General features: G+C 66.6%; 28 protein-coding genes and 1 pseudogene. 19 read left to right on the plus strand and 10 right to left on the minus strand.

All coding sequences use genetic code 11. The annotated features are described in order from the left end of the window. The first annotated feature begins 51 nt into the window (after positions 1–51). Complete coding sequence (locus GGR64_RS17220) at positions 52–1,350, plus strand: DUF58 domain-containing protein (RefSeq protein WP_184647349.1); 1,299 nt, start codon at positions 52–54, stop codon at positions 1,348–1,350. Positions 1,351–1,764: 414 nt separating this feature from the next. Here GGR64_RS17220 and GGR64_RS17225 read toward each other — a convergent pair whose 3' ends face one another. From GGR64_RS17225 to GGR64_RS17245, 5 genes are all read right to left on the minus strand, one after another. Continuing rightward, on the minus strand, positions 1,765–2,043 hold the full coding sequence (locus GGR64_RS17225; RefSeq protein ID WP_184647351.1) for a hypothetical protein: 279 nt from the start codon (positions 2,041–2,043) through the stop codon (positions 1,765–1,767). Between the two features lie 229 nt (positions 2,044–2,272). Continuing rightward, entirely contained in the window at positions 2,273–2,578 is a 306-nt protein-coding gene (locus GGR64_RS21045) for a hypothetical protein (protein WP_326520368.1), read from the minus strand. 361 nt (positions 2,579–2,939) lie between these two features. Beyond that, positions 2,940–4,121 (minus strand): glutathionylspermidine synthase family protein, encoded by a 1,182-nt coding sequence (locus GGR64_RS17235; RefSeq protein WP_184647353.1) that lies wholly within the window; start codon positions 4,119–4,121, stop codon positions 2,940–2,942. Between the two features lie 34 nt (positions 4,122–4,155). Beyond that, positions 4,156–4,710: a DUF1190 domain-containing protein gene (locus GGR64_RS17240; protein ID WP_184449995.1), complete on the minus strand. Its 555-nt coding sequence runs from the start codon at positions 4,708–4,710 to the stop codon at positions 4,156–4,158. Positions 4,711–4,812: 102 nt separating this feature from the next. Then, positions 4,813–6,084 carry a cellulase family glycosylhydrolase gene (locus tag GGR64_RS17245; protein WP_184647481.1) on the minus strand — a complete coding sequence of 424 codons (1,272 nt, stop codon included), beginning with the start codon at positions 6,082–6,084 and terminating at the stop codon, positions 4,813–4,815. A gap of 330 nt (positions 6,085–6,414) precedes the next feature. On the opposite strand from GGR64_RS17245, the gene ilvD reads away from it, so the two are divergent. Further along, a complete protein-coding gene (gene ilvD, locus GGR64_RS17250) occupies positions 6,415–8,253 on the plus strand; it encodes a dihydroxy-acid dehydratase (RefSeq protein ID WP_184647355.1) in 1,839 nt (612 codons plus the stop codon). A 146-nt stretch (positions 8,254–8,399) separates the two neighbouring features. Here ilvD and GGR64_RS21050 read toward each other — a convergent pair. After that, positions 8,400–8,564 (minus strand): annotated as a pseudogene (locus GGR64_RS21050) (tyrosine-type recombinase/integrase); the annotation flags it as partial. A gap of 208 nt (positions 8,565–8,772) precedes the next feature. Between GGR64_RS21050 and GGR64_RS17260 the strand changes: the two are divergent. From GGR64_RS17260 to acpA, 16 genes are all read left to right on the plus strand, one after another. Beyond that, complete coding sequence (locus GGR64_RS17260; protein WP_184647357.1) at positions 8,773–9,180, plus strand: hypothetical protein; 408 nt, start codon at positions 8,773–8,775, stop codon at positions 9,178–9,180. A gap of 62 nt (positions 9,181–9,242) precedes the next feature. Then, complete coding sequence (locus GGR64_RS17265; protein WP_184647359.1) at positions 9,243–10,016, plus strand: hypothetical protein; 774 nt, start codon at positions 9,243–9,245, stop codon at positions 10,014–10,016. Between the two features lie 105 nt (positions 10,017–10,121). Next, positions 10,122–10,526 carry a hypothetical protein gene (locus tag GGR64_RS17270; protein ID WP_184647361.1) on the plus strand — a complete coding sequence of 135 codons (405 nt, stop codon included), beginning with the start codon at positions 10,122–10,124 and terminating at the stop codon, positions 10,524–10,526. A 119-nt stretch (positions 10,527–10,645) separates the two neighbouring features. Beyond that, positions 10,646–10,930, plus strand: a complete 285-nt coding sequence (locus tag GGR64_RS17275) for a hypothetical protein (protein WP_184647363.1) — start codon at positions 10,646–10,648, stop codon at positions 10,928–10,930. 66 nt (positions 10,931–10,996) lie between these two features. Then, positions 10,997–11,371 carry a hypothetical protein gene (locus GGR64_RS17280; protein WP_184449985.1) on the plus strand — a complete coding sequence of 125 codons (375 nt, stop codon included), beginning with the start codon at positions 10,997–10,999 and terminating at the stop codon, positions 11,369–11,371. Between the two features lie 56 nt (positions 11,372–11,427). After that, positions 11,428–11,967, plus strand: a complete 540-nt coding sequence (locus GGR64_RS17285) for a transglycosylase domain-containing protein (RefSeq protein ID WP_184449982.1) — start codon at positions 11,428–11,430, stop codon at positions 11,965–11,967. Between the two features lie 86 nt (positions 11,968–12,053). Further along, positions 12,054–12,590: a hypothetical protein gene (locus GGR64_RS17290; RefSeq protein ID WP_260303178.1), complete on the plus strand. Its 537-nt coding sequence runs from the start codon at positions 12,054–12,056 to the stop codon at positions 12,588–12,590. Between the two features lie 5 nt (positions 12,591–12,595). Beyond that, positions 12,596–13,066, plus strand: coding sequence for a DUF1161 domain-containing protein (locus GGR64_RS20945; RefSeq protein WP_255421809.1), 471 nt, complete (start codon positions 12,596–12,598; stop codon positions 13,064–13,066). Positions 13,067–13,097: 31 nt separating this feature from the next. Then, a complete protein-coding gene (locus GGR64_RS17300; RefSeq protein ID WP_260303180.1) occupies positions 13,098–13,442 on the plus strand; it encodes a hypothetical protein in 345 nt (114 codons plus the stop codon). A 69-nt stretch (positions 13,443–13,511) separates the two neighbouring features. Then, positions 13,512–13,808 (plus strand): DUF2695 domain-containing protein, encoded by a 297-nt coding sequence (locus GGR64_RS20950; RefSeq protein ID WP_237475202.1) that lies wholly within the window; start codon positions 13,512–13,514, stop codon positions 13,806–13,808. Beyond that, complete coding sequence (locus tag GGR64_RS17310; protein WP_326520369.1) at positions 13,805–14,116, plus strand: hypothetical protein; 312 nt, start codon at positions 13,805–13,807, stop codon at positions 14,114–14,116. The genes GGR64_RS20950 and GGR64_RS17310 overlap by 4 nt, the downstream gene beginning before the upstream one ends. Positions 14,117–14,144: 28 nt before the next feature. Further along, the gene (locus GGR64_RS17315; protein ID WP_184647364.1) at positions 14,145–14,483 is read left to right on the plus strand and encodes a hypothetical protein; all 339 of its coding nucleotides are present in this window, start codon (positions 14,145–14,147) and stop codon (positions 14,481–14,483) included. Beyond that, positions 14,480–14,869 (plus strand): VOC family protein, encoded by a 390-nt coding sequence (locus tag GGR64_RS17320; RefSeq protein ID WP_184449980.1) that lies wholly within the window; start codon positions 14,480–14,482, stop codon positions 14,867–14,869. The genes GGR64_RS17315 and GGR64_RS17320 overlap by 4 nt, the downstream gene beginning before the upstream one ends. A gap of 260 nt (positions 14,870–15,129) precedes the next feature. Further along, positions 15,130–16,125, plus strand: a complete 996-nt coding sequence (locus tag GGR64_RS17325; protein WP_184450108.1) for an AI-2E family transporter — start codon at positions 15,130–15,132, stop codon at positions 16,123–16,125. A 34-nt stretch (positions 16,126–16,159) separates the two neighbouring features. Further along, on the plus strand, positions 16,160–16,450 hold the full coding sequence (locus tag GGR64_RS17330; RefSeq protein WP_184647366.1) for a hypothetical protein: 291 nt from the start codon (positions 16,160–16,162) through the stop codon (positions 16,448–16,450). Between the two features lie 162 nt (positions 16,451–16,612). Further along, positions 16,613–18,325 (plus strand): acid phosphatase, encoded by a 1,713-nt coding sequence (gene acpA / locus GGR64_RS17335; protein WP_184647368.1) that lies wholly within the window; start codon positions 16,613–16,615, stop codon positions 18,323–18,325. Positions 18,326–18,413: 88 nt separating this feature from the next. Here the strand turns inward: acpA and GGR64_RS17340 are convergent, their stop codons facing one another. Continuing rightward, a complete protein-coding gene (locus GGR64_RS17340) occupies positions 18,414–19,721 on the minus strand; it encodes an MFS transporter (protein WP_160964450.1) in 1,308 nt (435 codons plus the stop codon). Positions 19,722–20,095: 374 nt separating this feature from the next. Here GGR64_RS17340 and GGR64_RS17345 point away from each other — a divergent pair, with 374 nt between their 5' ends. Next, a complete protein-coding gene (locus tag GGR64_RS17345; RefSeq protein ID WP_184647370.1) occupies positions 20,096–20,563 on the plus strand; it encodes a metallophosphoesterase family protein in 468 nt (155 codons plus the stop codon). Between the two features lie 206 nt (positions 20,564–20,769). Here the strand turns inward: GGR64_RS17345 and GGR64_RS17350 are convergent, their stop codons facing one another. The 3 genes from GGR64_RS17350 to katB all read right to left on the minus strand — a co-directional run bounded on the left by GGR64_RS17350 (position 20,770) and on the right by katB (position 24,719). Beyond that, positions 20,770–22,341 carry an SDR family oxidoreductase gene (locus tag GGR64_RS17350; RefSeq protein ID WP_160964451.1) on the minus strand — a complete coding sequence of 524 codons (1,572 nt, stop codon included), beginning with the start codon at positions 22,339–22,341 and terminating at the stop codon, positions 20,770–20,772. Positions 22,342–22,573: 232 nt separating this feature from the next. After that, positions 22,574–23,131, minus strand: a complete 558-nt coding sequence (locus GGR64_RS17355; protein ID WP_184449973.1) for an ankyrin repeat domain-containing protein — start codon at positions 23,129–23,131, stop codon at positions 22,574–22,576. Positions 23,132–23,195: 64 nt separating this feature from the next. After that, positions 23,196–24,719, minus strand: a complete 1,524-nt coding sequence (gene katB / locus GGR64_RS17360; protein ID WP_184647372.1) for a catalase KatB — start codon at positions 24,717–24,719, stop codon at positions 23,196–23,198. Positions 24,720–24,861: the final 142 nt, after the last annotated feature.

The following is a 24,861-nucleotide window of genomic DNA, read 5'->3' on the forward strand; positions in this document are numbered from 1 at the left end:
GCCGCTTTTCCGATTCCCCATTCCCCATTCCCCACTCCCGGCCCCCAAGCCATGAGACCCGCCCCGCCCCTGCTGGCCTTGCTTGCGCTGTGGGCGCTGTACGGCCTGGCCGTGGCGCTGGGCTGGCTGCCGCTGTGGAGCTGGCAGGCGGTCGCGGCGGCCATCGCGCTGGTCGCGGCGTTCGATGCGTGGCGGCTGTGGCGGCGGCCGACGCCGCAGCTGCGCCGTGAGCTGCCCGAGGCGTTGCCGCTGAGTGTGCAGCGCGAGGTGGTGCTGTATCTGGACAGCGCAAAACGCCAGCGCGTGGACCTGTTCGACCTAGTGCCCAGCGGCTGGGAGTTGCAGGGCCTGCCGCAGCGGCTGACCCTGCCCGCCGCGCACCAGACCCAGGTGCGCTACCAGCTGCGCCCGACCGCGCGCGGCCGCTTCGTGTTCGACGGCACGCACCTGCGCCTGCATGCGCCCTGGCGCCTGTGGTGGCAACAACGCCTGGCCGGGCCGGCGCAGACCGTGCGCGTGTATCCGAACTTCGCGCCGCTGACCCGCTTCGCCCTGTTCAGCGCCGAACAGGCCTCGCGCCTGGTCGGTGCGCACCTGAAGCGTCGCCGTGGCGAAGGCACCGACTTCCACCAGATGCGCGAGTACCGGATCGGCGACAGCCTGCGCCAGATCGACTGGAAGGCCACCTCGCGCGCGCGCAAGCTGATCTCGCGCGAGTACCAGGACGAGAAGAACCAGCAGCTGCTGATGCTGATCGACACCGGGCGGCGGATGCTGGCCAGCGAACGCGGCCTGTCGCATTTCGACCACGTGCTCAACGCCGCGCTGGTGGTGTCGTACCTGGCGCTGCGCCAGGGCGATGCGGTGGGCATGATGGCCAGCGGCGGCGACGCGCGCTGGGTGGCGCCGCAGCGCGGCATGGCCACGGTCGACGTGCTGCTGCGCGCCAGCTACGACCTGCAGCCGCAGCCGGTGGCCACCGACTACCTGGCCGCGGCCACCGAACTGTCGCTGCGCCAGCGCCGCCGCGCGCTGGTGATGCTGGTCAGCAACGTGCGCGACGAGGACATCGAGGACCTGCTGGCCGCGGTGCGCCTGCTGCAGCGCCGCCACCTGGTCTGCGTGGCCAGCCTGCGCGAGCGCGAACTGGACCAGGCGCTGGCCGAGGACGTCCACGAGCTGCCGCAGGCCGTGCAGGCCGGTGCAGTGGCGCGCTACCTGCAGCAGCGCAGCGCCGCGCACGACGCACTGCGCAGCCACGGCGTGATGGTGCTCGACGTCACCGGCGAGGAACTGCCCGCCGCGCTGATCGAGCGCTACCTGGCGGTGAAGCGCGACGGCTTGCTGTAGCGCGACGCTGTCGATGCAGTGCGGTGGCATGCCGCCCGCGGTATGGCCAGCACATGGCGGCTGCATCGCCCCAGCCGCTCCTGACGAGAACGAGGCTGGCGTAATGGGTGCACTGTGGGAGGGACTTCAGGGGACCTCGAATAACCACAGAGTCCCGTTGTAGGAGCGGCTTCAGCCGCGACAAGCGCTACCGGGAATGCCCGTCGCGGCTGAAGCCGCTCCTACGAGGATAACGACGTGTCCGGCTGCGCCGCGGCAACGCGCGTTATTAGAGACACCTTCAGTCCCGACAGCGTCCGAAGACGACCGACGTTCACGCCATCGTGCGTCGCGGCCGAAGCCGCTCCCATGGCGGCAACGCGCAGCAACCGCAACATGCCAGAAACGCGCATGCCGGGCTGCGCTGCACGCGCGTCAGTGCATGGTCAGATGCTTGAAGAACAAGGCCACTTCGTTCTTCGATCTGCTCTTGGACAACACCTCTTCGTACCTGCGTTCCAGCAGCGTCAATCGCAGGTGCAACGCAAGATGCGCCTTGCTCCTGGACAGAGAAATCTCATAACCACGGATGTTGCTACCCCTATCGGCCGCTTCGAACCGATGCCGCCGGCGCACGAAGCCCTGAGGCTCGAGCAGCGGGCCGACCACGTCGGCGATCTGCAGGACGACGGCATTTTTGGTCTGATTGTTCATGGCCAATGCCCCACTGGCGCATCGTTTCTCCCGATGCGCAACGCCGGGCACGTCAGCCGTGCTTCACGCCTCGGCGTGCTGACGCTGGCTGCGTCCCCTCCGGCAGTCCAGCATCCCCGCCAACACCGCATCATCGCTTCCGCAACGCGTGTCAACCGCGTCGAGTCGATCAGGTCCACACCCTGCGCTCGCACGGCGACAGCTACAGCATCCGGCATTCCGCCACCGCTCACTTTGCCGCAGGCAACGACGGCAACTGCGCGCAGGCCTGCTGCAGGCGCTGCAGCGTCCGCAGCATCAGTGGGCGGTGCCGCGCCAGCTTCATCCACGCCGGCAACCGCGCCACCATCGAGCGACCGAACAGGCCGCGGCGTTCGCGCAGCGTCGCCGCCACGTAGTCCTGCAACTCCTGCAGATGACGCGGGTTGTAGGCCCACAGCACCCCGGCGCGGGTCGGCGCAACCAGCACCAGCGGCATGCCGAAATGCGGATCGCAGGGCGATCCATCGCGCACGCGATACGTGGTGACCGCCACCGCGCTGCTTTTCCCGCAATGCGCGCAACGCCCGGGCAAGGTCGCGGGCGCTGCGGTTGCACCGGTCGACGTCGCACGCACCCGCACCCACTTGTGCCCACAATGGCCGCAAGCGCGATGACCTTCCAGCTGCACCGCGCCCACCCAATCGTCGGCGTCGCTGTCCAGCCCCGCAGCGCACTGGCCGCAACGAAAGCGCGCCTGCCACCGGTAAGGCTCCCATTGCGCGAGCACCCAGCCAGGCGCACCGCAGCGATGGCAGCGCACCGCCACCTGGTCCGCATAGGCGGCCAAAGGCGTGCCGTCGTTGCGATGCCGACGCGGCGCGTCAGGCGACACCGCATCGGCGCGCGACACAGACTCAGGCATACAGCACACCCGGCTGCGCGTCCTCGACGATGGCGTGCGGCAGGAACCGCGCGCTGTCGCGGGTGATCGGGCCGTCGTCCTCGCGGATGCCGATGCCGCAGGCGCGGTCGCCGACGATCCAGCTGCCGACCATCGGGTAGCGGCCCTCGAACGCCGGCAACGGATGCGCCTGCTGGCGGATGTAAGGCCCGGCATAGGGGCCATCGCTCTCCAGCACACGCCCGTCATCCAGGTGCAGCACGATGTTGGCGCCCTCGCGCGAATGCAGCGGCTTGCGCACCCAACCCGGCGGCAACGCGCTGCCATCGTCGAACGTGGCCGGCAACAGGTTGGGATGGCCGCGATGGCGCTCCCACAGCAGCGGGAGGATGCCCTTGTTGCTGAGCAGCGCCTTCCACGGCGGCTCCAGCAGGCGCAGGCCCGATCCCGGCAGCGCCTGGCCGAAGCGCTCGGCGAACATGTCCTCCAGCGGATACAGCTTGAACAGCGCGCCGATCACCGTGTCGTCCAGATCGGTGTAGCGGCCGTCGCTGGACAGGCCGATGTCCTCGATCGCGATCATTTCGCCAGCGACGCCGGCCTGCGCGGCGCAGTCGCGCAGGTAGGCGACCGTGCCTTGATCCTCTTCCGAATCGCGCACCGCGGCGAAGTACAGCGGCGGCGGCAGCCAGCCGGCGAGCGCGGCAAAGCGCTCCAGCAAGGCCTCGTGGATGGAGTTGAACTGGTCGGCGTCGTCCGGCAGGCGGCCCTGCGCGCGCTGGTCCTCCAGCCATTGCCATTGGAAGAACGCCGATTCGAACAGCGAGGTCGGCGTGTCGTAGTTCAGTTCGTACAGCTTGGCCGGGCCGCGGCCGTCGTAGGCCAGGTCCAGGCGCCCGTACAGATGCGGCTCGCGGCGCCGCCAGCTGTCGGCGATCCAGTCGCGGAACGCCGGCGGAATCGCCAGCCGCTGCATCAGCGCCTCGCTGGCGACAATGTCGTCGAGCAAGCCCATCGCCATCGCGTGCAGTTCGGCGCTGGGGTCTTCCAGGTCGCGCTCGATCTGGCGCAGGCTGAACGCGTAGTAGGCGCGTTCGTCCCAGTAGCGTTCGCCGTCGATGGTGTGGAAGCGGAAACCGTACTCCGCGGCCTGGGCGCGCCAGTCGCCGCGCTCGACGATCGCGATGCGTTTCATGCGGGGTCTCTTGCGAAGAGGAAAAAAGCCGTGCTCAGCTGCCGAAGCCGCGCCCACCGCCGGATTCGCCGAAGCCGCCGCGGCTGACGGTAACGGCCCGGTTCGGTGTGGCGCCGATATGGGTCATGGTCTGGTTGCCGCGCAGGCTGCTGCCGGCCGCGGCCGCACCGGCACCGCCGGAATAGGACGCCGGCCGCTGCCACTGGTTCTGCCGGTCCTGATAGGCGGGCGCAGCATTGAACCCGGCGGCGCGGTTGTTGTTGAGCATCTGCGACAGGAAGAAGCCGGTCATCATCGGCCCGATGAAGGAATGGCCGTGGCTGTCGCGCTGCTCCACGCAGCGATCTTGCGAGTAGTCCTGCGCGCACTGCTCGCGGCTGGCGTACTTGGGCCCCTGCTCGGCCGCCTGCTTCTGCGCCTGGGCGAAGGCTTCGCGGCAGGTGGCGATGTCGTGGGTCTGCGCCACGCAGGCATCCACCGAGGTGTACAGGCCTTCCTGGGCCTTGGCTTCCGGCTCACGGCCGCAGGCGGTGAACAGCAGCGGCGCCGCGCTCATCAGCAGCAAGGCGGTCGTCTTCGACCTTTTCATGGCAACGTCTTCCTGAGTCCAGCCACGATGATGCCCGGTTCCGCCGGCCGCGGAAACCCGCGGCCGGCGGTTGGACGTCACGGCGGACGCGGTCGCGACGCGTCAGCTCGTCGGCGGCGGCGGCACGTAGCTGGACAGGCGCGCGTCGAAGTACGGCTGCACCGCGGCGATGTTGGACTTCACCTGGATATCCATGCCGACGTCGCGACTCATGCCCAGCACGTCGTTGTCCGGCCAGCCGGGCCCGAAGCACCATTGCGTGCTGGGGATGTTGTTGGCCTGCAGGTGCGCGAGCATGCGCTTGGTCGCCAATTCCGCACTGGCGTTGCCCGCCGGATAGCCGTGCTCGCCGAGGAAGCCGCGCTTGCCCCTATGTGCCAGCCAGTCGATGAAGGGCGTGACCATCTCGATGCCGGTGTCCGGCGCAACGGATTCATTGGGATTGGCCCAGGCACCGCCTCCGCGGCCCTCGTTATCAAGGTAATTGTGGGCCTCGTAGACGATGCGATCGTACGGATCGGGGATCGTGTCCAGGTTGTTGGACACCTCTTTCCACCGGCGGGCGCTAGCGTATTCGTTGCCGCAGACGAACACGTAATGCGACCGGTCGAAATCGAAGATGCGCGCCGCGGTGGCGGTGGCGGTGCGCAGCCAGTGGTCGGCCATCACCAGCTTGCTGCCGTCGGCGTTGAGCTCCGGTCCCTGGTAGGGCTCGTTCATCAGGCCCCAGCCGAAGATCGCCGGATGCGAGCGGAAGCGCTGCACGATGCGGCTCCACAGGTCCGGCAGGCCGGCGGCGTTGTACAGCGTGCAGCCCGGCGTGCCGATCACGCGGTACTCGTAGAGCTTGAGCAGGCTGTCGGCAGGATCGAAATAGCCCAGGTACAGGAAATTGCCCTTGCGGTAGGTGCCGTCCCACACCGTCTGGTCGGCGGGATCGGTGACCGCGCGCCCATCGGGCCCTACCAACTGACCGGAACTATCGCGCCGGTAACCGGACTTGCTCGCGACCTTGATCGGCAGGCGCATGTAGTCGTGCAATTCCAGGATCGCCACCTTGCCGCGCTGCGCGAGCCGATTCAGCACCTGCTCGACCTGGTCGCAATACGTGGCGTTGAGCGGTATGCCCTGGCCGGTGCTGAAGCGTGCGGCGGTGGTGGGCAGGCGGAACAGCGGGCAGGCGCCGGCGGCGGCGATGTGCTGGTCGCGGATGTCGCGGTAGTGCCGGTCGATGACGGCGTTGTCCACGAAATTGTTGGACGCCAGCCCGGACAGGTTGAGGCCGGCGAACGGCAGCGTGCCCGCAGCGCGGGCCTGGCCGCCGAGGCCCCACAGCGCGGCACCGGCGGCGATGCCGACACCGGCGCGCAGCACGCTGCGGCGGCCCGGATCGGCCGGGGTGGAGGCGAGGGACGGGGTGGGGGAGGAAACAGCGGAAGACGAACGCACATGCCGGAGCATGGACACCTCCTGTGGTCAGGATGGGCGAGCCGGGCCTACGCCCCCTGACGCACCGGCCTCCGCAGTCTGCCAAGCACAGGCAGGCGGGTCTGCGACCCGCTTCGCACTCCCGGCCGGCGTATGGCGGCGCCAGCGTGCGTGCTAACGTGGTCGGCCCACCGGTGGGCGCCAGGACGGTTGCAGCAGCAACGATCCGATCGCGCCACCATCGCCAGCCTCCCCGCCCGCTCGTTTGCTGCTCCCATGCCCGACTATCGCTCCAAGACCTCGACCCACGGCCGCAACATGGCCGGCGCCCGCGCGCTGTGGCGCGCCACCGGCATGCAGGACGCCGACTTCCACAAGCCGATCATCGCCATCGCCAACTCCTTCACCCAGTTCGTGCCCGGCCACGTGCACCTGAAGGATCTCGGCCAGCTGGTCGCGCGCGAGATCGAGCGCGTGGGCGGCGTGGCCAAGGAGTTCGACACCATCGCCGTGGACGACGGCATCGCCATGGGCCACGACGGCATGCTGTACTCGCTGCCCAGCCGCGAGATCATCGCCGACTCGGTGGAGTACATGGTCAACGCGCACTGCGCCGACGCCCTGGTGTGCATCTCCAACTGCGACAAGATCACCCCCGGCATGCTGATGGCCGCACTGCGCCTCAACATCCCCACCGTGTTCGTCTCCGGCGGGCCGATGGAAGCCGGCAAGACCAAGCTCGCCGACCACAACCTGGACCTGATCGACGCGATGGTGATCGCCGCCGATCCCACCGCCTCCGACGAAAAGGTCGCCGCATTCGAGCGCAGCGCCTGCCCCACCTGCGGCTCCTGCTCGGGCATGTTCACCGCCAACTCGATGAACTGCCTGACCGAAGCGCTGGGCCTGGCCCTGCCCGGCAACGGCACCGTGGTCGCCACCCACGCCGACCGCGAACAACTGTTCCTGAAGGCCGGCCGCACCGCGGTGGAACTGTGCCACCGCTGGTACGGCGCCGAAGACCCGCGCGCGCTGCCGCGTGGCATCGCCACCTTCGAAGCGTTCGAGAATGCGATGACCCTGGACATCGCGATGGGCGGTTCCACCAACACCATCCTGCACCTGCTCGCCGCCGCGCAGGAGGCCGAAGTGCCGTTCACCCTGCGCGACATCGACCGCCTGTCCAAGCGCGTGCCGCAGCTGTGCAAGGTGGCGCCGAACACGCAGAAGTACCACATCGAGGACGTACATCGCGCCGGCGGCATCGTCGCCATCCTCGGCGAACTGGCGCGCGGCGGCCTGCTGCATACCGACCAGGCCACCGTGCACAGCCGCAGCCTGGCCGAGGCCATCGCACAGTGGGACATCACCCAGAGCGAAGACCCCGCGGTGCAGACCTTCTACCAGGCCGGGCCAGCCGGCATTCCCACCCAGGTCGCCTTCAGCCAGGCCACGCGCTGGCCGAGCCTGGACGCCGACCGCGCCACCGGCTGCATCCGCGACGTCGCCCACGCCTACTCGCAGGAAGGCGGCCTGGCGGTGCTGTACGGCAACATCGCCGTGGACGGCTGCGTGGTGAAGACCGCGGGCGTGGACGAATCCATCCACGTCTTCGAGGGCAACGCCAAGGTGTTCGAGAGCCAGGACGCCGCGGTCAAGGGCATCCTCGCCGATGAAGTGAAGGCCGGCGACGTCGTGGTGATCCGCTACGAAGGCCCCAAGGGCGGCCCGGGCATGCAGGAAATGCTGTACCCCACCTCGTACCTGAAGTCCAAGGGCCTGGGCAAGCAATGCGCCCTGCTCACCGACGGCCGCTTCTCCGGCGGCACCTCCGGCCTGTCGATCGGCCATGCCTCGCCCGAAGCAGCGGCGGGCGGCGCCATCGGCCTGGTCCGCGACGGCGACAAGATCCTGATCGACATCCCCAACCGCAGCATCAACCTGCTGGTCGACGACGCCGAACTGGCCGCCCGCCGCGCTGCACAGGACGCGCAAGGCTGGAAGCCGGTGGAACATCGCCCGCGCAAGGTCACCACCGCACTGAAGGCGTACGCGCTGCTGGCGACCAGTGCCGACAAGGGTGCGGTGCGGAACAAGGCGATGTTGGATGGGTGAGGTATTGCCTGAAGACCGTGGAACTCGGCGGTCTTCAGGGGCGTCCCCGCACTGCACTGTGGGAGGGACCTCAGTCCCGACGCGCGACCACGAACGACCACCGTTGGGTTGCTTCTCTTGATGCTGGCATCCTCGTCGCCGGCGACCAGCCCATCCAGAGGACTGCGCGCCGCATATGCCCCACGACCCAGCACATGCGTATAGATCTGCGTCGTGGCCCCATCCTTGTGGCCCAGCAGTTCCTGCACCGTGCGGACATAGTGACCGGCCTCGAGCACATGCGTGGCGAAGGAATGACGCAGCGTGTGACAGGCGGTAGATGTGCCGTTACGCCTTCATCGTCATGGGTGTAACTCATACGCCAGCTCGAACGTCGATAACGCAGCCAGCATTGACATCCGGAGCCGCGATCACCACCCGGCAAGTCATTGATGCGAAGTAGGAATTTCCCTCTTTGCAGACGTCTGGCGTTGGTGGATACTTGGGACATCACCGCTTTTCGGCGGTCCAATAGTAGTTATGCCCCAAGACCAACCACCAAAAGTTTCTCGCTGGGCCCACTACAAGCGCATCAAGGCGTGGCGCTATGTGGCAATCTCCGCTGTGGCCATTGCGTTCTTTGCCTGGCTGTCATTAATGAAGGGAGACTGGACTTACTTTGAGCGTAGCGGCGGCATCGTTGCCCTGCTTGGAGCGTTGCTCGGCCTACGGAAGCTCTTTCGCAAAGGCGCTCGCGACCTCAATGCTCCCAATGATCCACTTGTGATCAACCGCAATCAGTTCAACGTACAAGCCATGTGGCAAGAAGTGGAGGATCTAAGTGATTCGTTTGCACAAGAGCTTGGCTTGGCACTCGCAGTAGTCGGCACCCTCATCAGCGCAGCGGGAGCACCACTGCTCCAAGTCCTGCTGCCACTTGGGGCATAACATTTCATTCAAGCCGACGCCGCTTCGCGGCGCGGCTTAATTCAGGCGTTAGGCGGCTGTCCGTGCAAACTCGCAAGCTTTCGGAACAAATCTCGATTAACGCCGCGAAGTTCTCCAGAAGTTATGTCGCGTGCTACAAGGCAGACTGCGACGGCCGCCCCTACCACGCGGGGACTCTTACAGGAATTGATCTTGGACATCAGATCGTACTGGTCACAGCTAAGCATGTGCTGGAGAAGGACAACGCTAATCCATGCGACGAAGACAACGTGCTTTACGCTTTTGTCGGCGGCAAGATTGACCAGCTCAATCGACTTCAAACGGCGATTCTTCCGCTACCCAATGGCAAGCTGTTAGACATATCTGTATTCGTGCCAGAGACTCATGATCCAGGCCAAATTGTATCTGCACCAATTCCCCTAAGCGCAGTGATGGCCAGCCCGACTACAAGCACTCACTATTTGGCTGCTTGTGGATTTCCTGAAACAAAGAATCGCAGAAAGGGCAAAGAACTGTCGAGTCGCCCATACGGCTATTTTGGTAAAGCAAAGAACATCGCCGCCCGTCACCACTGTGACTACGATCCAAGCTTCCATTTTGCTATAGAGATAAATCTTAAAAAAACTTACCGAGGAAACTTAAAAGAAGTGATCGCGCCATGTCCACAGGGTATTAGTGGTGGTCCGGTTTTCGTCACGCACGACTTTGCCCCTAATACACAGATCGATTGCATGCTCGCTGGTATAGTCATTGCGCGCGACCCGGAATCAAAACACCTGATTGGAGTTCATGCAGGGGTGATCGTTGATATCGCCCACGAGCTGTTCGGAAAATAAATCCGGCCACCTAATAATCCATTCAATCCGACGCCACTTCGCGGAGGGGATTAACTCAGGTGTTAGATACAAAACTCAATCACAGGCATACGAGACCACTACAACATGGATGATTCTGAAGAGCGCCCGAGCCGCGAAGAGTTCCTAGGTCTACTGTGGAGTGACATCATCAATTCGCCGATGCAGGAAGTCTGGATCGACAATGCAATTGACGCATCGCGGAAGCAGCCTGACGGTCCATTCGGGGACGCCGGGCCAGCCCTGGAACGGCTGATTTCTTTGGGAGCATCGAGGCGCGACCTGTCCCTCCTCTATCGCATGGCATCTTATGAGGCCGTGTTCGACACGCTCTATAAAATGGCTGATCCAGGGATCAAACCAGATGACGCGGCCATGCTCTTTGAGGATCTGCTTGGCTCGGACCCATCGGGTTTGGACGCCGGGCCTGGTTCAGCACCGGAAAAGAACTCCGAACAGTTGATGCAAAGTTTACCGCACCGTTGGCTGTGACGGGCTAACATCCTAGATAGTTTCTTGCCAGCCAGCACTCTGCGCACCACTGGTGTCTAACAATCATTCGAGCTAGACCGCTTCGGGGCTTGGCTTAATTCAGGCATAAGGCTCTTCATATGAAAAACGATCCACTTGATCCAGACTCGGTAAAAGACAGAGAAAGCTTTGTCCGCTTTGTTCATGCACTAATCACTGATCGTGAGAATGCTGAGCAGCTTGAAAGGGCTGACCCCAAGCGGTACCAATTGGGCGGAGCTAATGGCTGGCAGAACGGAGCAATCTCTTCCTTTCTCGATTGCGCACTGGCGGGAGCTGAGGCGCAAGATGACTGGGGCAATACATCTGAGCCAAGCTGGACAGATCTAGCAGTCTTTCTGTACCTAGGAAAAATATACGAGTGATCGTCCAGCGCGCTGCGGCGGACAGTCGTTGAACTCCACGTCCACCACGCACCTCGCAGATGCCCCATGAACTGGAAAGCGATCCTTGCCTACACCGCGCTACTGTTCCTTATCCAGTGCGGCACTGGCATTGCCAGCGGGTTCTTTGACCCTCTTGGATGGATCAATGCCTGGAACCTCCTCTCGTTCCTGCTCTGCGCCGCGCTGTTCGCACATATGACGCGACGGGTGGCGCAACACCGCCTCGCGCATGCCTGCCTCATCCTGGCCATGTACGCCGTCTTCGCGGATGTGGTCGCAGCGCTATTGCCGCCAGACATGACTGATGAACCGGCCATGTTTTTCGCTTTGGAATGGCTGCAGCTACTCGCTTCCACAGGCCTCGGCTTGCTCGTCGGCTGGGTGTTTCGGCACGCGGCCGATCAACACCGGATGCTGTAGTCGCCTGCAGCGCACGACTTCACCTGCCAAAGTCACCCGAGGGCTGGCTGACGCTCATGGTCAAGATCATCAAATTCGTTGGAAGAGGAACGGCACTGCTCCTCCTGGCAACGCTTGTCGCATTGGTCGCTTACGATGCACTCGCTGTCCGCCCACATCTGGCCCGAATTCGTGATCTGCTCGCCCAGGCCAGTCCAGAAGATGCCTCTCCTCCCGAAGCGATCCGCAGGCTGATTGATGCGAATGTGGGGTCGCCCTCCCCGCATGCGGCTCGCCTGGTGACGTCCCTCGTCTACCCGGATTTTGCGCAACGTCAGTCGCGCGTGCGCAACGCGCTTTGGAGCCTGCTGTTGCCAATGCATTTCGACAAGTCGCAAATGTACGGCATTTACGCCACCCTTTCTTACAACGGCCAAGATCATGGACTGAGCAGCTTTTCCCATCGGGAGTTCGGCAAGCCGCTCAGCCAGCTCTCACCAATGCAGGCTGCGGCGACCGTTGCGATCACCCATGCCCCTACGATCTACTTGAGAGACCGCGACAGGCTGGAAAAACACGCTCGGACGCTCCTGGTGAGGAGCCATCATCCGCATTAGCCTTACATTCGTGTCAAAGGCGACACCATCGGTACCCGCACAGAAATCTCTCTGACACGATCCTCCCCAACAGGATTGGCACTAGAATGAAGAAGACCCTAGCGTGCATCGCAATGACAGCGACCTTGGCGAGTCTGCCGCTCGCAGCACCGGCGTCTGAGCCGGTGCCATCCATCACCCAATCGACACTGAAGGAGTCCGAGAGCGAGTACCAACACAGCCCGCTCTGCACCAAGGAAGAACTCACCTTGTGGACGTGCCAAACGCGCAAACGCGTGTTCTCTCTATGTTCCTCGAAGGTGGTCAACCGGACCTCGGGCTACCTGCAGTACAGGGCGTCGGACGGTGGCAAACTGGTGATGCAGTATCCCGCCGACAAGAAGCCGCCGACTGGGCTTTTCACCTACACCTCGTTCCTGAACGGCAATGCATCGATCGAGTTCAGCAACGGCGGCTACCGGTACAGCCTGTTCGATCCACTCCGATCCGCCTCGTCCATTTCCGTCTCCGGACCTGGAGCGTCGGACAAGATCACGCAGATCGCCTGCGGCCCTAACCAGACCCTGCAGCTCAACTACACCATGCGGCTGATGTACGACTCGGGCGTCTGGGCCGACCCTTGAACGCGATGCAGTACGGCTCGCGCACCCTCGTCAGCACGTCGCCTGCCGCGTCTGGCATGGCGGACCGCAAGAAGAGTGCGACGGCCCGTGGCGATTGCCGCAATCGGCAAGTTGCTACACTCGACGCATACATGCAGGTCTCACTTAGCGCTCTCTGCAGGCAAGTGTTCGGTTTCACCGTCAATCCGGCACCTCTTTTTGCTGACTCCGAAAGATCCCTTTCCTCAACCATCGGCCCCATCATGAAATACGCAATCGCCTTCCTATTGCTTGCCCTCGTATCGTCGCCGGCGCTTGCCGGCAAGAACTGCGATGAGTTGAAGGCAGAGCTCACCGCGAAACTCGATGCCCACGGCGTCAAGAACTACACGCTGGACGCCGTCGACAACGCCGATGTCAAGGATCGCAAGGTCATTGGCAGTTGCGAGGCAGGACGCAAGAAGATCGTGTACAGCAAGAACAAGCCGTCGACGTAAGCGACAGGAGCTGTTACGTCATGCATGCAACATGGACGCGAAGCATTGTTCTCGCGCGTCGAAGGAACGTGCTATGCAGGTAGTGGATCACGCGCCTCATGCCTGGTTCCTCCTGCGCGACGGCGACACCCTGCTGCTCGACGTCAACTGCAGCCAAGGCCCCGTCGGTTACGAGTGGACCATGGCACTGACTGCCCAGGAAATTGCGCAGTTCCGCGCCCTTGGACGTGATTTCATCGCGCAGCTCGCCGAGCGCGTGCAGTCGACCGCGCCGGGGGTATTGGGCAATCGGTCGCCGTATCTGGTTCGCAAGGCGGATGCCGAGACCCGCCAGCGGGTCAACCTGGCGATCAAGGCCTGGATCAAGGACAACTGATCGTCCGGCGCGCGCCGTACTTCCCCGCTACTTCCGCCGCAGCATTGTTTTCTACCAGCGACAGCGACAATGACAGAAGACCCGAAAGCCCAAGGTCGCAAAGCGCTCCGCAGGAAGGTGGAGTCCGAGCAGCGCACATCTGAAGAGGCCGCGCTTCCCCTTCCCAAGGAAACACTCTGGGCCTTGTTCGATCACTTGAACGACGCGCTCGCCGATGGCTGCGATCATTCCTTGCGGCTCACCACGCAGTTCCTCGCGTCCCACGGTGTCGCGCCGGAGTCGGTCATCCCCTGGCTCGGTGCGCACGGCGGCTTCTGCGATTGCGAGGTGCTGTTCAATGTCGAGGAGCGCTGGGGCAAGCCGTGACCGGACATATGCCTGATGCAGGCCTGCCGTATCACTTCCTGGCCGACCTGCATCTGCATCCTGCGCAGCCAGGAAGCAAGGCGATTGCGCTCGTCCCCGGCCAGTGGTGCGCCATTCTCTGCATCGATCAGCAACAATGGTCCGCCCGCCTCACCTTCACCGGCAGCCCGTCGCCCGGCGATACGTTCCGGGCAGCGGTACAGTTGTTGATGTCTGAGGCAATTGCATGTTTCCCGGCAGGCACTGATTTCACGCTCTGGGCGAACGGCAACGCCGGGACAGGCCACGTGGTCTCGAGTACGGCCTGACGAACACGGCGGTCCACACCGAGCCCACATGCACGTCGACATCAGCCACCACGTAGACGCCAGCGAGCCCGACGACGAAGACGGCTACTACTACGCCTACACCCTCTACCACTTCAGCGACGGCCGCGACCGGCTGCTGGCACGCAGCTACGACGACGAGGCGGAGCAGGCGCATTTCCTGAGCATCGAAGTGGAAGGACGCGCCAGGACGATGACGGATGCGGACCTGCGGCATCCGCTGCTGCTGGCCGCCGCCGCGTACCTGGCCGGGGCCGGCAAGCGTAGACTGCGCTGGCTGAGCGGCCGCGGCGACGGCTACGAACCGCTGCCCGGCCAGCCCACCATCGGATCAGCGGAGGCTCCATGAAGCGCGTCACCGGGATTGGCGGCATCTTCTTCAAGGCACAGGATCCGGCCGCACTGCAGGCCTGGTATCAGCGGCATCTCGGCATCGACGTGCAGGCCTGGGGCGGCACCGCCTTCGCCTGGAACGACGACAGCGGCGCGCCGGTGACCGGCTCCACCGTCTGGTCCATCGGCGCGGCGGCACAGGAGCCGCACTTCTCGCCCGGCACGGCCCCCTTCATGATCAATTACCGGGTGCACGATCTGCACGCCCTGGTCGCGGCGCTGCGCGAGGAAGGCTGCCACGTGCTGGAGCGCATCGACGAATCCGAATACGGCGCATTCGCCTGGGTCATCGACCCGGAAGGCAACAAGGTGGAACTCTGGCAACCGCCCGCAGGGCAGTAGCGCCGGCAGTTACCGCTGGGCGCCCGACCAACGAGCGTCGAAGCCGCCCCACATGCTGGCGCCCGCCGGCATCGCCCATGGCCGCCGACCGGTGGGTGGGTGCGGCCGACGGCCGGCACTCGATCTTCGCTCGCCCTGCACTGCGCTATCACTACTGTCCGCGCTCATTGTCCTGATCGGGATCTGCGCCGCCGATGAATGCCTCCCTCCCGAGTTCCCCCTCGCCCCTGCGTCCCTTCACGGCGCGGGTCCTGGTCGTCATGGCGCTGGGCGCACTGGCGCTGCTGGCCTGGCAGTTGTCGGAGCTGCTGCTGATCGTGTTCGGCGCGGTGGTGGTGGGCGTGCTCCTGCACGGGCTGGCCACGCTGCTGCGCAAGTGGTTGCCGCTGCCGGAGTGGGCGGCGCTGGCGCTGGTGATCCTGGTGCTGGTGCTGGCGCTGTCGGCGATCGTATTGCTGTTCGGCGCCGAGGTCGCCGCGCAGATCGACACCTTCCGCGCTACCTTGCCCGCGGCCTGGAACAAGTTCCATGCCTGGCTACAGTCCGGCCCGCTGGGGCCGCAGATCGAGCGCATCCCCGATCAGTTGCGCGACGGCGCCTCGACCCTGGCCACGCACGCCGGCGCCATCGTGCTGTCGGCCGGCGGCGGTGTCACCGACGCGGTGCTGATGATGGTCGGCGGGCTGTATCTGGCCGCGCAGCCGAAGCTGTATCGGCAGGGCCTGCTGCACCTGCTGCCGCGCGACCGCCGCGGCGTCGCCGACGAGGCGCTGACCGCCAGCGGCCAGGCGCTGCGTGCGTGGCTGACGGGCCAGTTGCTGGCGATGGCGGTGATCGGCACCCTGACCGGCATCGGCCTGTGGCTGCTGGGCGTGCCGGTGGCGCTGGGCATCGGCCTGTTGACCGCGCTGCTGGACTTCATCCCCATCGTCGGCCCGATCGTGGCCGCGGTCCCGGCGATCCTGCTGGGTTTCACCGTCAGCCCGCAGGTGGCGCTGGGCGCGCTGCTGCTGTTCGTGGTGCTGCAGCAACTCGAAGGCCACGTGCTGCAGCCGCTGATCCAGGCGCGTGCGGTGGACCTGCCGCCGGCGCTGCTGCTGTTCTCGCTGTTCGGCATCGGCGTGCTGTTCGGGCCGATGGGCGTGGTGCTGGCGGCGCCGCTCACCGTGGTGGTCTACGTGCTGGTCAAGCGCCTGTACGTGCAACATGCGCTGGGCGATGCCGAGGGCGCCGAAGATGCCGGGAAGCCTGCCTGACCGGCGCTGCCGCATATCTCTCCCCCAACCCACGATGCCCACCGCTCCGCAGGACCCGCAGCGCGACCTGGCCGACACCTTGCACGGTGCCGCCGCGTACAACGACAAGGGCTACGCCTGGCTCGGGCACGATGCCCAGCAGATCGCCGACATGCAGCACCGGTTCCAGGCGCAATTGACCGAGCTGGCTGCGCGTCTGGGCGAGGCGCGGCTCGGCCCGGCGCTGAATGCCGCCATCGCCAGCGGCGCGGCAGCGCGCGACGGCTCGGGCATCTATGTGGCGCTGTGCGAGCAGGCATTCGGCAGCGTGCGCGCCTGCCGCTGAGGGTAGCTCCGGGCGCCACCTGCCGCAGCGTCATCCATAACCCGGGAAGCGCGCTCTGCGATACGGCCGCTGAACGCGAGTCTGGCGCTGGGACGAGCTGGCTTTGACTTGTCATTCACGCGGCCCACACTGGCGGGTGCCTTTCCCTCGCCCGATGACCCCGTGAAGAAGCCGCCCCAGGATCCTGCGTCCACCACGCCCGCCGACACCGACACCACCCCCGAAAACCCGCAACGCCGGCGCCTGCTCGGTGGCCTGGCGTTGGCCGGCAGCGCGCTCGCGATCGGTGGTCCCGCCGAGGTCCACGCCGAGACCGCCAAGCGCGCGCCAGCGCGTGCGCTGTCGCCGATGGAGCTGGATCGGCAACTGCGGCAGAAGATCGAACACGTGGTGGTGATCTACGCCGAAAACCGCAGCTTCAACAACCTGTTCCCCGAGTTCCCGGGGCTGCAACAGCCGCTGTCCAAGGTGACGCCGGCGCAGGCGCGGCAGGTGGACCGCGACGGCAGCGTGCTCGACATCCTGCCGCCGATCTGGGGCGGGCTGGCACCGGACGAACAGGTGGTGGCGCACCGCCGCTACAAGATCGGCGAGGACGCGATCGGGCCGCTGCCCAATGCGCCGTTCGCGCTGCGCACGCCCGACGGCCAACTGCTGCCGCACGGCATCGTGACCCGCGACCTGGTGCATCGCTTCTACGAGAACCAGATGCAGATCAACGGCGGCCGCAACGACGGCTTCGCCGCGTGGAGCGACGCCGGCGGCCTGGTGATGGGCCACTACGCCGATGCGCCGGCCACGCTGCGGCTGTGGAGCCTGGCCCGCGACTACACGCTGTGCGACAACTTCTTCATGGGCGCGTTCGGCGGCTCGTTCCTCAACCATCAGTACTTGGTCGCCGCGCAGGCGCCGTACTATCCCAAGGCCGACAGCAGCCCGGGGCGGACGCAGATCAGCGTGCTGGCCAGCGACCGTCCCGACGAGATCCGCCTGGCGGTGCAGGACGATTCGCCGGGCAGCGCGCTCAACGGCCGGCCGCGCTTCGTGCGCAACGGCGCGCTGACCCCGGACTTCTGGGCGATCAACACGCTGAGCCCGCCGTTCCAGCCCAGCACCAGCCAGGACCCGGCGCGCCCGGACTACGCCGACCCCAACAGCCCCAACACGCTGCCGCCGCAGACCCACCGCCACATCGGCGACGCGCTCGACGCCAAGGGCGTGGACTGGGCCTGGTACGCCGGCGGCTGGGCGCTGGCGGTGCAGGGCAAGGGCGACACGGGCGACACCAGCGAGTTCCCGACCAGCCCCAACTTCCAGATCCACCACCAGCCGTTCAACTACTTCGCCAACCTCGCCCCGGGCACGCCGGCACGGGCGCGGCACCTGCGCGACGGCGGCCTGGGCGACAGTGCCCCGGAGAACCGCTTCCTCGCCGACGTGCAGGCCGGCACGCTGCCGCCGGTGACGTTCTACAAGCCGCAGGGCAACCTCAACATGCACGCCGGCTATTCCGACGTGGCCGCCGGCGATCGCCACATCGCGATGGTGGTGGACGCGCTGCGCAACAGCCCGCTGTGGGAAAAGACCGTCGTGTTCATCACCTTCGACGAGAACGGCGGCTGGTGGGATCACGTGGCGCCGCCCAAGGCCGACCGCTGGGGACCGGGCTCGCGTATCCCGGCGCTGGTGGTGTCGCCGCACGCCAAGCGCGGCCATGTCGACCACAGCGTCTACGACACCGGCTCGATCCTGCGCTTCATCACCCGCCGCTTCGGCCTGGAGCCGTTGCCGGGCCTGGTCGAACGCGAACGCGCCATGCACGCCGCCAGCGGCGTGGTGCCGGGCGATCTGACTGCCGCACTGGATCTGAGCTAGACCAGCGCCGGACGCATACCGGGGCGCGTTGCCCAGGCAGAGCGCGGCAGACTGCAGCCGCCCTGCCCTCCTCCACGCAGTGCCGCGCTCAGGCGGCGTGGAACGTGTCGGCGCCGCGCTGGCGACGGAACAGCAGCAAGGTGCAGGCCAGGCCGATCAGCGCCGCCAATGACAGCCACAGCGCCGGCGCGGCGCGGCTGTGGGTGGCGTGGATCAGCCAGGTGGACACTGCCGGGGTGAAGCCGCCCATCGTCGCGGTGGCCAGGCTGTAGGCCAGCGAGAAGCCGGTGGTGCGGACCTCCGCCGGCATCACCTCGGTCAGCGCCACCACCATCGCGCCGTTGTAGGCGCCGTACAGCAGCGACAGCCACTCGCCGATCAGCAGCAGCCGACCGAACGAGGGCGCGTCGACCAGCCACTGCAGCGCCGGCCACACCGTCAGCAGCATGGCCACGCTGGCGACCACCAGCAGCGGTTTGCGACCGATGCGGTCGCTCAGCGCGCCCATCACCGGCAGCCACACGAAGTTGGACAGGCCGATGCAGCCGGTCACCACCAGGCTGTCCAGTTCGCTCAGATGCAGTTCGGCGCGGCCGTAGGTCGGCATGTAGGCGGTGATCAGGTAGAACGACACGGTGGTCATCATCACCATGCCCACGCCGGCCAGGATCAGCCCGACATTGGCACGCAGCGAGCGTGCGATGCCGGCCAGGTCCGGCGCCTTGCGCGCGGCGAACTCGGGGGTTTCCTGCAGCGAGCGGCGGATCAGGAAGATCAGCGGCACGATCAGGCTGCCGATGGCGAACGGCACGCGCCAGCCCCAGCTGTCCATCACGCTGTCGGACAGCAATGCATGCAGGGCCACGCCGAGCGCGGCGGCGAACACCACCGCTACCTGCTGGCTGGCCGACTGCCAGGCCACGTAGAAACCGCGCCGTCCCGGCGTGGCGATTTCGGCCAGGTACACCGACACGCCACCCAGTTCGGCACCGGCGGAGAAGCCCTGCAGCAGGCGGCCAATCAGCACCAGCACAGGCGCCAGCACGCCGATGGTGCCGTAGCCGGGGACGAAGGCGATCAGCAGCACGCCGGCCGACATCAGCCCCAGGGTCAGGATCAGCCCCTTGCGACGCCCGTGCCGGTCGATGTAGCCGCCCAGCACCAGCGCGCCGATCGGCCGCATCAGGAAGCCGGCGCCGAAGGTGGCCAGCGACAGCATCAGCGAGGCGAACGCGTTGTGCGAGGGAAAGAACGCATGGCCGATGGCCGTGGCATAGAAGCCATAGACCATGAAGTCGTACATCTCGAGGAAGTTGCCGGTGACCACGCGGAACACGGCGGCGGCGCCGTGCGGCGCGGCATCGGCGGCGGCAGGGGGCGTAGCGGAAGAGGTCATCGGTCGAAGTCTGCTGGAGAAGAAAGGCAAGGCCCTGCGCGGTCGCGCGACATCGAGGGCTGAACGCGGATGGCAACGGTACAACACGCCGTGTGCGTCCGCCGCACTCGGCGCGCGCGCCGCTCCGTGCAGGTTAATGCTCGAGCGCGATGGCGCGGTCCTGCAGGGCCGGTGGCTGCCAATCGCGGGGGCACTGCCGGGCTTACCGCTGCACGCCGACGTACCGATGCAGGCGTGCGAACCCTGCGCGTCCACGCTCGCTGCGCTGGCGCGACTCGCTCCATGGACCGTGGCACCTACACGGCGGTCGCGACGGCGCCACCACGTCCGACTGCGTAGGCTGGACGCTGGTCACGCACCAGGAAGCGCCACCGATGCGTCCCGTTCGACCGCTGCATCTCGGCGTGATCGCCGACACCCATGGCCTGCTGCGTCCCGAGGCGCTGGCGGCCTTGCGCGGCTGCGCCGCGATCGTGCATGCCGGCGACGTCGGCAAGCCCGCCGTGCTGGAAGCGCTGCGGGAACTGGCGCCACTGCACGCGATCCGCGGCAACATCGATACCGCGCCGTGGGCGCAGGCGCTACCCGAGACCCTGGACCTGGACATCGACGGCGTGCGCCTGCACGTGCGCCACGACCTGAAGACGCTGGGACACGTCGCCGACGGCGTGGACGTGGTGATCAGCGGCCACTCGCACATGCCGTCGCTGCAGACCCGCGACGGCGTGCTCTACCTCAATCCCGGCAGCGCCGGACCGCGCCGCTTTCGCCTGCCGATCAGCATCGGCCACCTGTATCTGACATCAGCCGGCCCGCGCGGCGAGTTGCAAAGCCTGGGCTAGTAAGGGCGGGTCCGGCGCCGCGACGCAGGGACACGCGGCGTGCGGCGGCAGGCGGCGAACGCGCGTGTTCTTCGCTGTTCAGTGCCGGGGCCGCGAGAAGGCCGCCGCCGCCGTCACCGCGACGACCGCAGGACGCGACCGCGGCTAGTCCCCGAGCGCGGAGCGGATGCACATCGCGCGCACCGCTCCGGTCGAGCGGCGCCGCCTCACCAGTCGGTCGGCGCGTAGTCCTTGAGGAACTGGCCCCACACGTGCTCGCCGGTGTTGAAGCCGTGGATGATCGGATCGACGATGCGCGCGGCGCCGTCGACGATGTCCAGCGGCGGATGGAAGCGCTCTTCCTCCACCTTGCGCGCAGCGATCTCGGCCGGATCCTCGTCGGTGACCCAGCCGGTATCCACGCTGTTCATGTGGATGCCGTCGTTCTGGTAATCCGCCGCCGAGGTGCGGGTCATCATGTTCAACGCGGCCTTGGCCATGTTGGTGTGCGGATGCCGGGTGGTCTTGAAGTTGCGGTAGAACTGCCCTTCCATCGCCGACACGTTGACGATGTGCTTGTCGCGCTCGGGCGTGCGCAGCATCAGCGGCTTGAGCCGCGCGTTGAGCACGAACGGCGCGACCGCGTTGACCAATTGCGTCTCCAGCAGCTCCACCGAGGACACTTCGTCCAGCAGCAGGCGCCAGGAGTTGCGTCCGCGCAGGTCCACCTGCTGCAGGTCCTGGTCCAGCCGCCCTTCCGGGAACAGGTGCTGCTGGGCGAGCAGATCGTCGGCCAGCAACGGCACCTGCGACAGCTCCGCGGCGCGCAGCAGGCCGTCGGCGCCGCCGCGCCCCTGGCCCGCACCGGCCGGCAGCGTGTTCCCCCCGGCCGGCAGCAGGTCGGGGCCGCGTAGCCCTTCGTACTGGCCCACCAGCCGGCGCACGTGCTCGGGCAGGTCGTGCAGCGCGGCAGTCTCGCCGGCCAGCATGTGCGCGTAGAACTGCGGCGGCCGGCGCACGGTCTGGCAGGCGTTGTTGACGATGAAATCCAGGCGCGTGCGGGTCGCCAGCAGTTCGCTGCAGAACGCCTCGACGCTGGGCGTGTGGCGCAGATCCAGCCCGTACACCTGCAGGCGGTGGCCCCACTCGGCGAAATCCGGCTCCTCCGCGTAGCGCGCGGCCGAGTCGCGCGGGAAGCGCGTGGTCACGATCAGTTCGGCGCCGGCGCGCAGCAGCTTGAGCCCGGCCTGATAGCCGATCTTGACCCGGCCGCCGGTGAGCAGCGCCACACGCCCGCGCAGGTCCGCCGTCTCGGTGCGCTTGAAGTAGTTCAACTCGGCGCAGGGCGGGCACATCTGGTCGTAGAAGTGGTGCAGCTCGGTGTACTTCTGCTTGCACACGTAACAGTGGCGCAATTCGGGCGAATGCGTCGCGGGCGTCTCGGCCACGGTTTGCGCATGCGCCAACGCGGCCGGCATGTGCGGCGGGAAATAGTTGGGCGTGCTGAACACCGGCTTGCGCCGCAGCGCACGGATGCCGGTCTGCGCCAGCAGTTCCTCGGCCTTGCGCACCTTCTCCTGGTGGCGCTCGCGCGCCTGGTCCTTGAGCAGCTTGCGCCGCGCCTTGGGTTCGGGGTTGAAGACCTGGGCGACCACCTGCAGCAGGCGCACCCGCTCGGGCTCCGGCAGGGTATCGAGCACGCGCCGGTCGGCAGCGATGGTCTCGAGCAGGTCCAGGGCGATGCGCAGGCGCTCGGCCTGGGGCAGGTCGTCGGGAGAAACGGGGGCAGTGGCGTTCAAGACAGATCCGGGATGGGCGACGGCGAGCCGCGGCAGAGCGCCGGCACGATGCCGACAGGGCAGCACGCGGCCCTGATGTGCCACCGCCCGCCGAAGCGGAAACGGCGACGCACGGGCCGCGGCGGGCCGGAGGAACCGGCCACCCGGGCATTTTCGCCGATCCGGGGCCTGCGATCCACGCGCCGTGCGATTGCCCGACCCGGCACCCGCCCCGGAAGCGGGGCGGGACCGCTCAGCGCGCCGGTGCGGTCGCGAACTCGCCGCGCTGCAGCCGGGCCACGTCGTTGCCTTGCGCGTCCCGGGCCTGCAGGTCGGCGCCCTTGGCGGCGAGGTCCTTCAGCACCTCGGTGCGCTGGAACAGCGCCGCATACATCGCCGCGGTCTGCCCGGCGTTGTTGCGCTGGTCCGGCGCGCAATCGGCCTGCATCAGCCGCTTGGCGATGCTCAGCTCGCCCTTGAAGATCGCGCCCATCAGCGCGGTGTTGCCGCGCTTGTCCTGCGCGCAGGGGTCGGCACCGGCGCGCAGCAACTGCTCCACCGCTGCCTGTTGCCCGTGATAGGCGGCCAGGATCAGCGCGGTGTAGCCCTTGTCGTCGCGGGTATCGAGGTCGTAATGGGCGCGGATGAACTCGGCCAGCATGTCCTGGCGGCCCTGCCGCGCGGCATCGAAGAAGTAGCTGCGCAATTGCGCCTGCACCGCAGCCGGATCGGGGGTCGCAGGCGCAGCAGGTGCGGCGGCGGCCGTGGCGCTCACGGCGAGGCCGAGAAGAAAGAGGACAACACGACGCATAGGGGGTCTCCGCAAGAAGGTGCGCGGCGCCGCGATAGCGCCGCCGGGCCGCGCGTGGGACGGATCAGTCCTGCAGCTGCGCGGCCAGTTGCTTGACCCGCGCCAGGTCGCCCTTAGCCACCCGCGTCACGCCGCTGCCGTAGGCCGGGTCGGCCTTGTACAGGAACGAGAGCATGAGGTGCTTGCTCACGTCGTCCGTGCCGGCCAGCGATTCGCCGAAGCTCTGGATCAGGTCCTGCTGCTCCTTCTTGCTGTAGCTGCGAAACAGTTCGCCGGCCTGCTTGAAGTTCTGCTCGCGTGTGATCTTGGCCTGCTGGGTGGTGCCGGACAGCGGCAGCTGGCTGTAGCGCGCGTTCGGATCCTGCGGCCGCGGGCTGAGCCGGCTCGGCTCGTAGTTCACGCCGCCACTGGTGCTGCCGGCATTCATCGCGCCGTCCTGATTGCCGTTGTTGACCGCCACGCGCGGCCGGTTCACCGGCAGACTCAGGCCATTGGTGCCGACGCGGTACAGCTGCGTGTCGGCGTAGGAGAAGATGCGCCCCTGCAGCAGGCGGTCTTCCGACGGCTCGATGCCCGGCACCAGATTGGCAGGCGCCATCGCCACCTGCTCGGTCTCCTGGAAGAAGTTGTCCACGTTCTTGTTCAGCACCATCTGCCCGATCTTGCGCTCGGGCACGCCCGGCCAGATCTTGGTGGCATCCAGCGGATCGAAGTCGAACTTGGCCAGGTCCTCGGGCGCGAGCACCTGGATGTACAGGTCCCACTTCGGGTAGTCGCCGCGCTTGATCGCGCCGACCAGGTCATTGGTCAGGTGGCTGTAGTCCTTGCCCTGCACTGCAACCACCTGCTGCGGATCCAGATTCTTGAGGCCTTGTAGGCTCTTCCAGTGGAACTTCACGTAATGCACCTGGCCCTGCGCGTTGACCAGCTTGTAGGCATGCACGCCATTGCCGTCCATGAAGCGGTAGCCGGCCGGCGTGCCTTCGTTGGAGTACAGCAGGGTCAGCGTGCGGGTTGCCTCGGGCACGTGCGAGAAGAAGTCGAAGCGGCGCGCATCGTCGTCGAGGTTGGTGCGCGGGTCCGGCTTGAACGCGTGCACCATGTCCGGGAACTTGATCGCATCGCGGATGAAGAAGGTCGGGAAGTTGTTGCCGACCAGGTCCCAGTTGCCTTCGCTGGTGTAGAACTTGGTGGCGAAGCCGTGCGGATCGCGCAGCGTCTCCGGCGAATGGTTGCCGTGCACCACCGAAGAGAAGCGCACGAACACCGGCGTGGTGGTGCCCGGCGCGAACACCTTGGCCTTGCTCAAGTCGGAGATGTCGGCGGTGGCGGTGAACTCGCCATGCACGCCGGTGCCGCGCGCGTGCACCACACGCTCGGGGATACGCTCGCGATCGAAGCGCTGCAGCTTCTGGATCAGTTGCACGTCCTGCAGCAGCGTCGGACCGTTGGGCCCGGCGGTCTGCGAGTTCTGGTTGTCGCCCACCGGCGCGCCATTGTCGCGGGTGAGCGTGGACTGCGCGGCGCTGGCCGACAGGATCAGGGAAGGCGACAACAGGACAAGCAGCAGCAGGGATCCAGGGCGCATGGCGTCGGCTCGTGTGAATGGAGCTGCAGCATGGCGGCAGTGCCGCACGCAGAACATTCGTTCCTTGCAATCACTGCCATCGACACGGCCAATCGTGCGCGCGCACTGTGACCGCGAGCGCTGGTGGAGCGCGCAATGCGTT

Source organism: Xanthomonas sp. 3307, assembly GCF_014199735.1.
GTDB classification, from domain to species: Bacteria; Pseudomonadota; Gammaproteobacteria; order Xanthomonadales; family Xanthomonadaceae; genus Xanthomonas_A; species Xanthomonas_A rydalmerensis.

Excerpts from the sequence above, each read along its gene's own strand:
- GGR64_RS17240 (WP_184449995.1), bottom strand. The coding sequence starts at position 4,710 with ATGAAAAGGTCGAAGACGACCGCCTTGCTGCTGATGAGCGCGGCGCCG.
- GGR64_RS17270 (WP_184647361.1), top strand. The coding sequence starts at position 10,122 with ATGGATGATTCTGAAGAGCGCCCGAGCCGCGAAGAGTTCCTAGGTCTA.
- GGR64_RS17220 (WP_184647349.1), top strand. The coding sequence starts at position 52 with ATGAGACCCGCCCCGCCCCTGCTGGCCTTGCTTGCGCTGTGGGCGCTG.
- GGR64_RS17235 (WP_184647353.1), bottom strand. The coding sequence starts at position 4,121 with ATGAAACGCATCGCGATCGTCGAGCGCGGCGACTGGCGCGCCCAGGCC.
- GGR64_RS17340 (WP_160964450.1), bottom strand. The coding sequence starts at position 19,721 with ATGACCTCTTCCGCTACGCCCCCTGCCGCCGCCGATGCCGCGCCGCAC.
- GGR64_RS17330 (WP_184647366.1), top strand. The coding sequence starts at position 16,160 with ATGCCCACCGCTCCGCAGGACCCGCAGCGCGACCTGGCCGACACCTTG.
- GGR64_RS20945 (WP_255421809.1), top strand. The coding sequence starts at position 12,596 with ATGCAGTACGGCTCGCGCACCCTCGTCAGCACGTCGCCTGCCGCGTCT.
- GGR64_RS17300 (WP_260303180.1), top strand. The coding sequence starts at position 13,098 with ATGGACGCGAAGCATTGTTCTCGCGCGTCGAAGGAACGTGCTATGCAG.
- GGR64_RS17275 (WP_184647363.1), top strand. The coding sequence starts at position 10,646 with ATGAAAAACGATCCACTTGATCCAGACTCGGTAAAAGACAGAGAAAGC.
- GGR64_RS17260 (WP_184647357.1), top strand. The coding sequence starts at position 8,773 with ATGCCCCAAGACCAACCACCAAAAGTTTCTCGCTGGGCCCACTACAAG.
- GGR64_RS17345 (WP_184647370.1), top strand. The coding sequence starts at position 20,096 with ATGCGTCCCGTTCGACCGCTGCATCTCGGCGTGATCGCCGACACCCAT.
- GGR64_RS17355 (WP_184449973.1), bottom strand. The coding sequence starts at position 23,131 with ATGCGTCGTGTTGTCCTCTTTCTTCTCGGCCTCGCCGTGAGCGCCACG.
- GGR64_RS17225 (WP_184647351.1), bottom strand. The coding sequence starts at position 2,043 with ATGAACAATCAGACCAAAAATGCCGTCGTCCTGCAGATCGCCGACGTG.
- GGR64_RS17285 (WP_184449982.1), top strand. The coding sequence starts at position 11,428 with ATGGTCAAGATCATCAAATTCGTTGGAAGAGGAACGGCACTGCTCCTC.
- GGR64_RS17290 (WP_260303178.1), top strand. The coding sequence starts at position 12,054 with ATGAAGAAGACCCTAGCGTGCATCGCAATGACAGCGACCTTGGCGAGT.
- GGR64_RS17325 (WP_184450108.1), top strand. The coding sequence starts at position 15,130 with ATGGCGCTGGGCGCACTGGCGCTGCTGGCCTGGCAGTTGTCGGAGCTG.
- ilvD (WP_184647355.1), top strand. The coding sequence starts at position 6,415 with ATGCCCGACTATCGCTCCAAGACCTCGACCCACGGCCGCAACATGGCC.
- GGR64_RS17315 (WP_184647364.1), top strand. The coding sequence starts at position 14,145 with ATGCACGTCGACATCAGCCACCACGTAGACGCCAGCGAGCCCGACGAC.
- GGR64_RS20950 (WP_237475202.1), top strand. The coding sequence starts at position 13,512 with ATGACAGAAGACCCGAAAGCCCAAGGTCGCAAAGCGCTCCGCAGGAAG.
- katB (WP_184647372.1), bottom strand. The coding sequence starts at position 24,719 with ATGCGCCCTGGATCCCTGCTGCTGCTTGTCCTGTTGTCGCCTTCCCTG.
- GGR64_RS17280 (WP_184449985.1), top strand. The coding sequence starts at position 10,997 with ATGAACTGGAAAGCGATCCTTGCCTACACCGCGCTACTGTTCCTTATC.
- GGR64_RS17320 (WP_184449980.1), top strand. The coding sequence starts at position 14,480 with ATGAAGCGCGTCACCGGGATTGGCGGCATCTTCTTCAAGGCACAGGAT.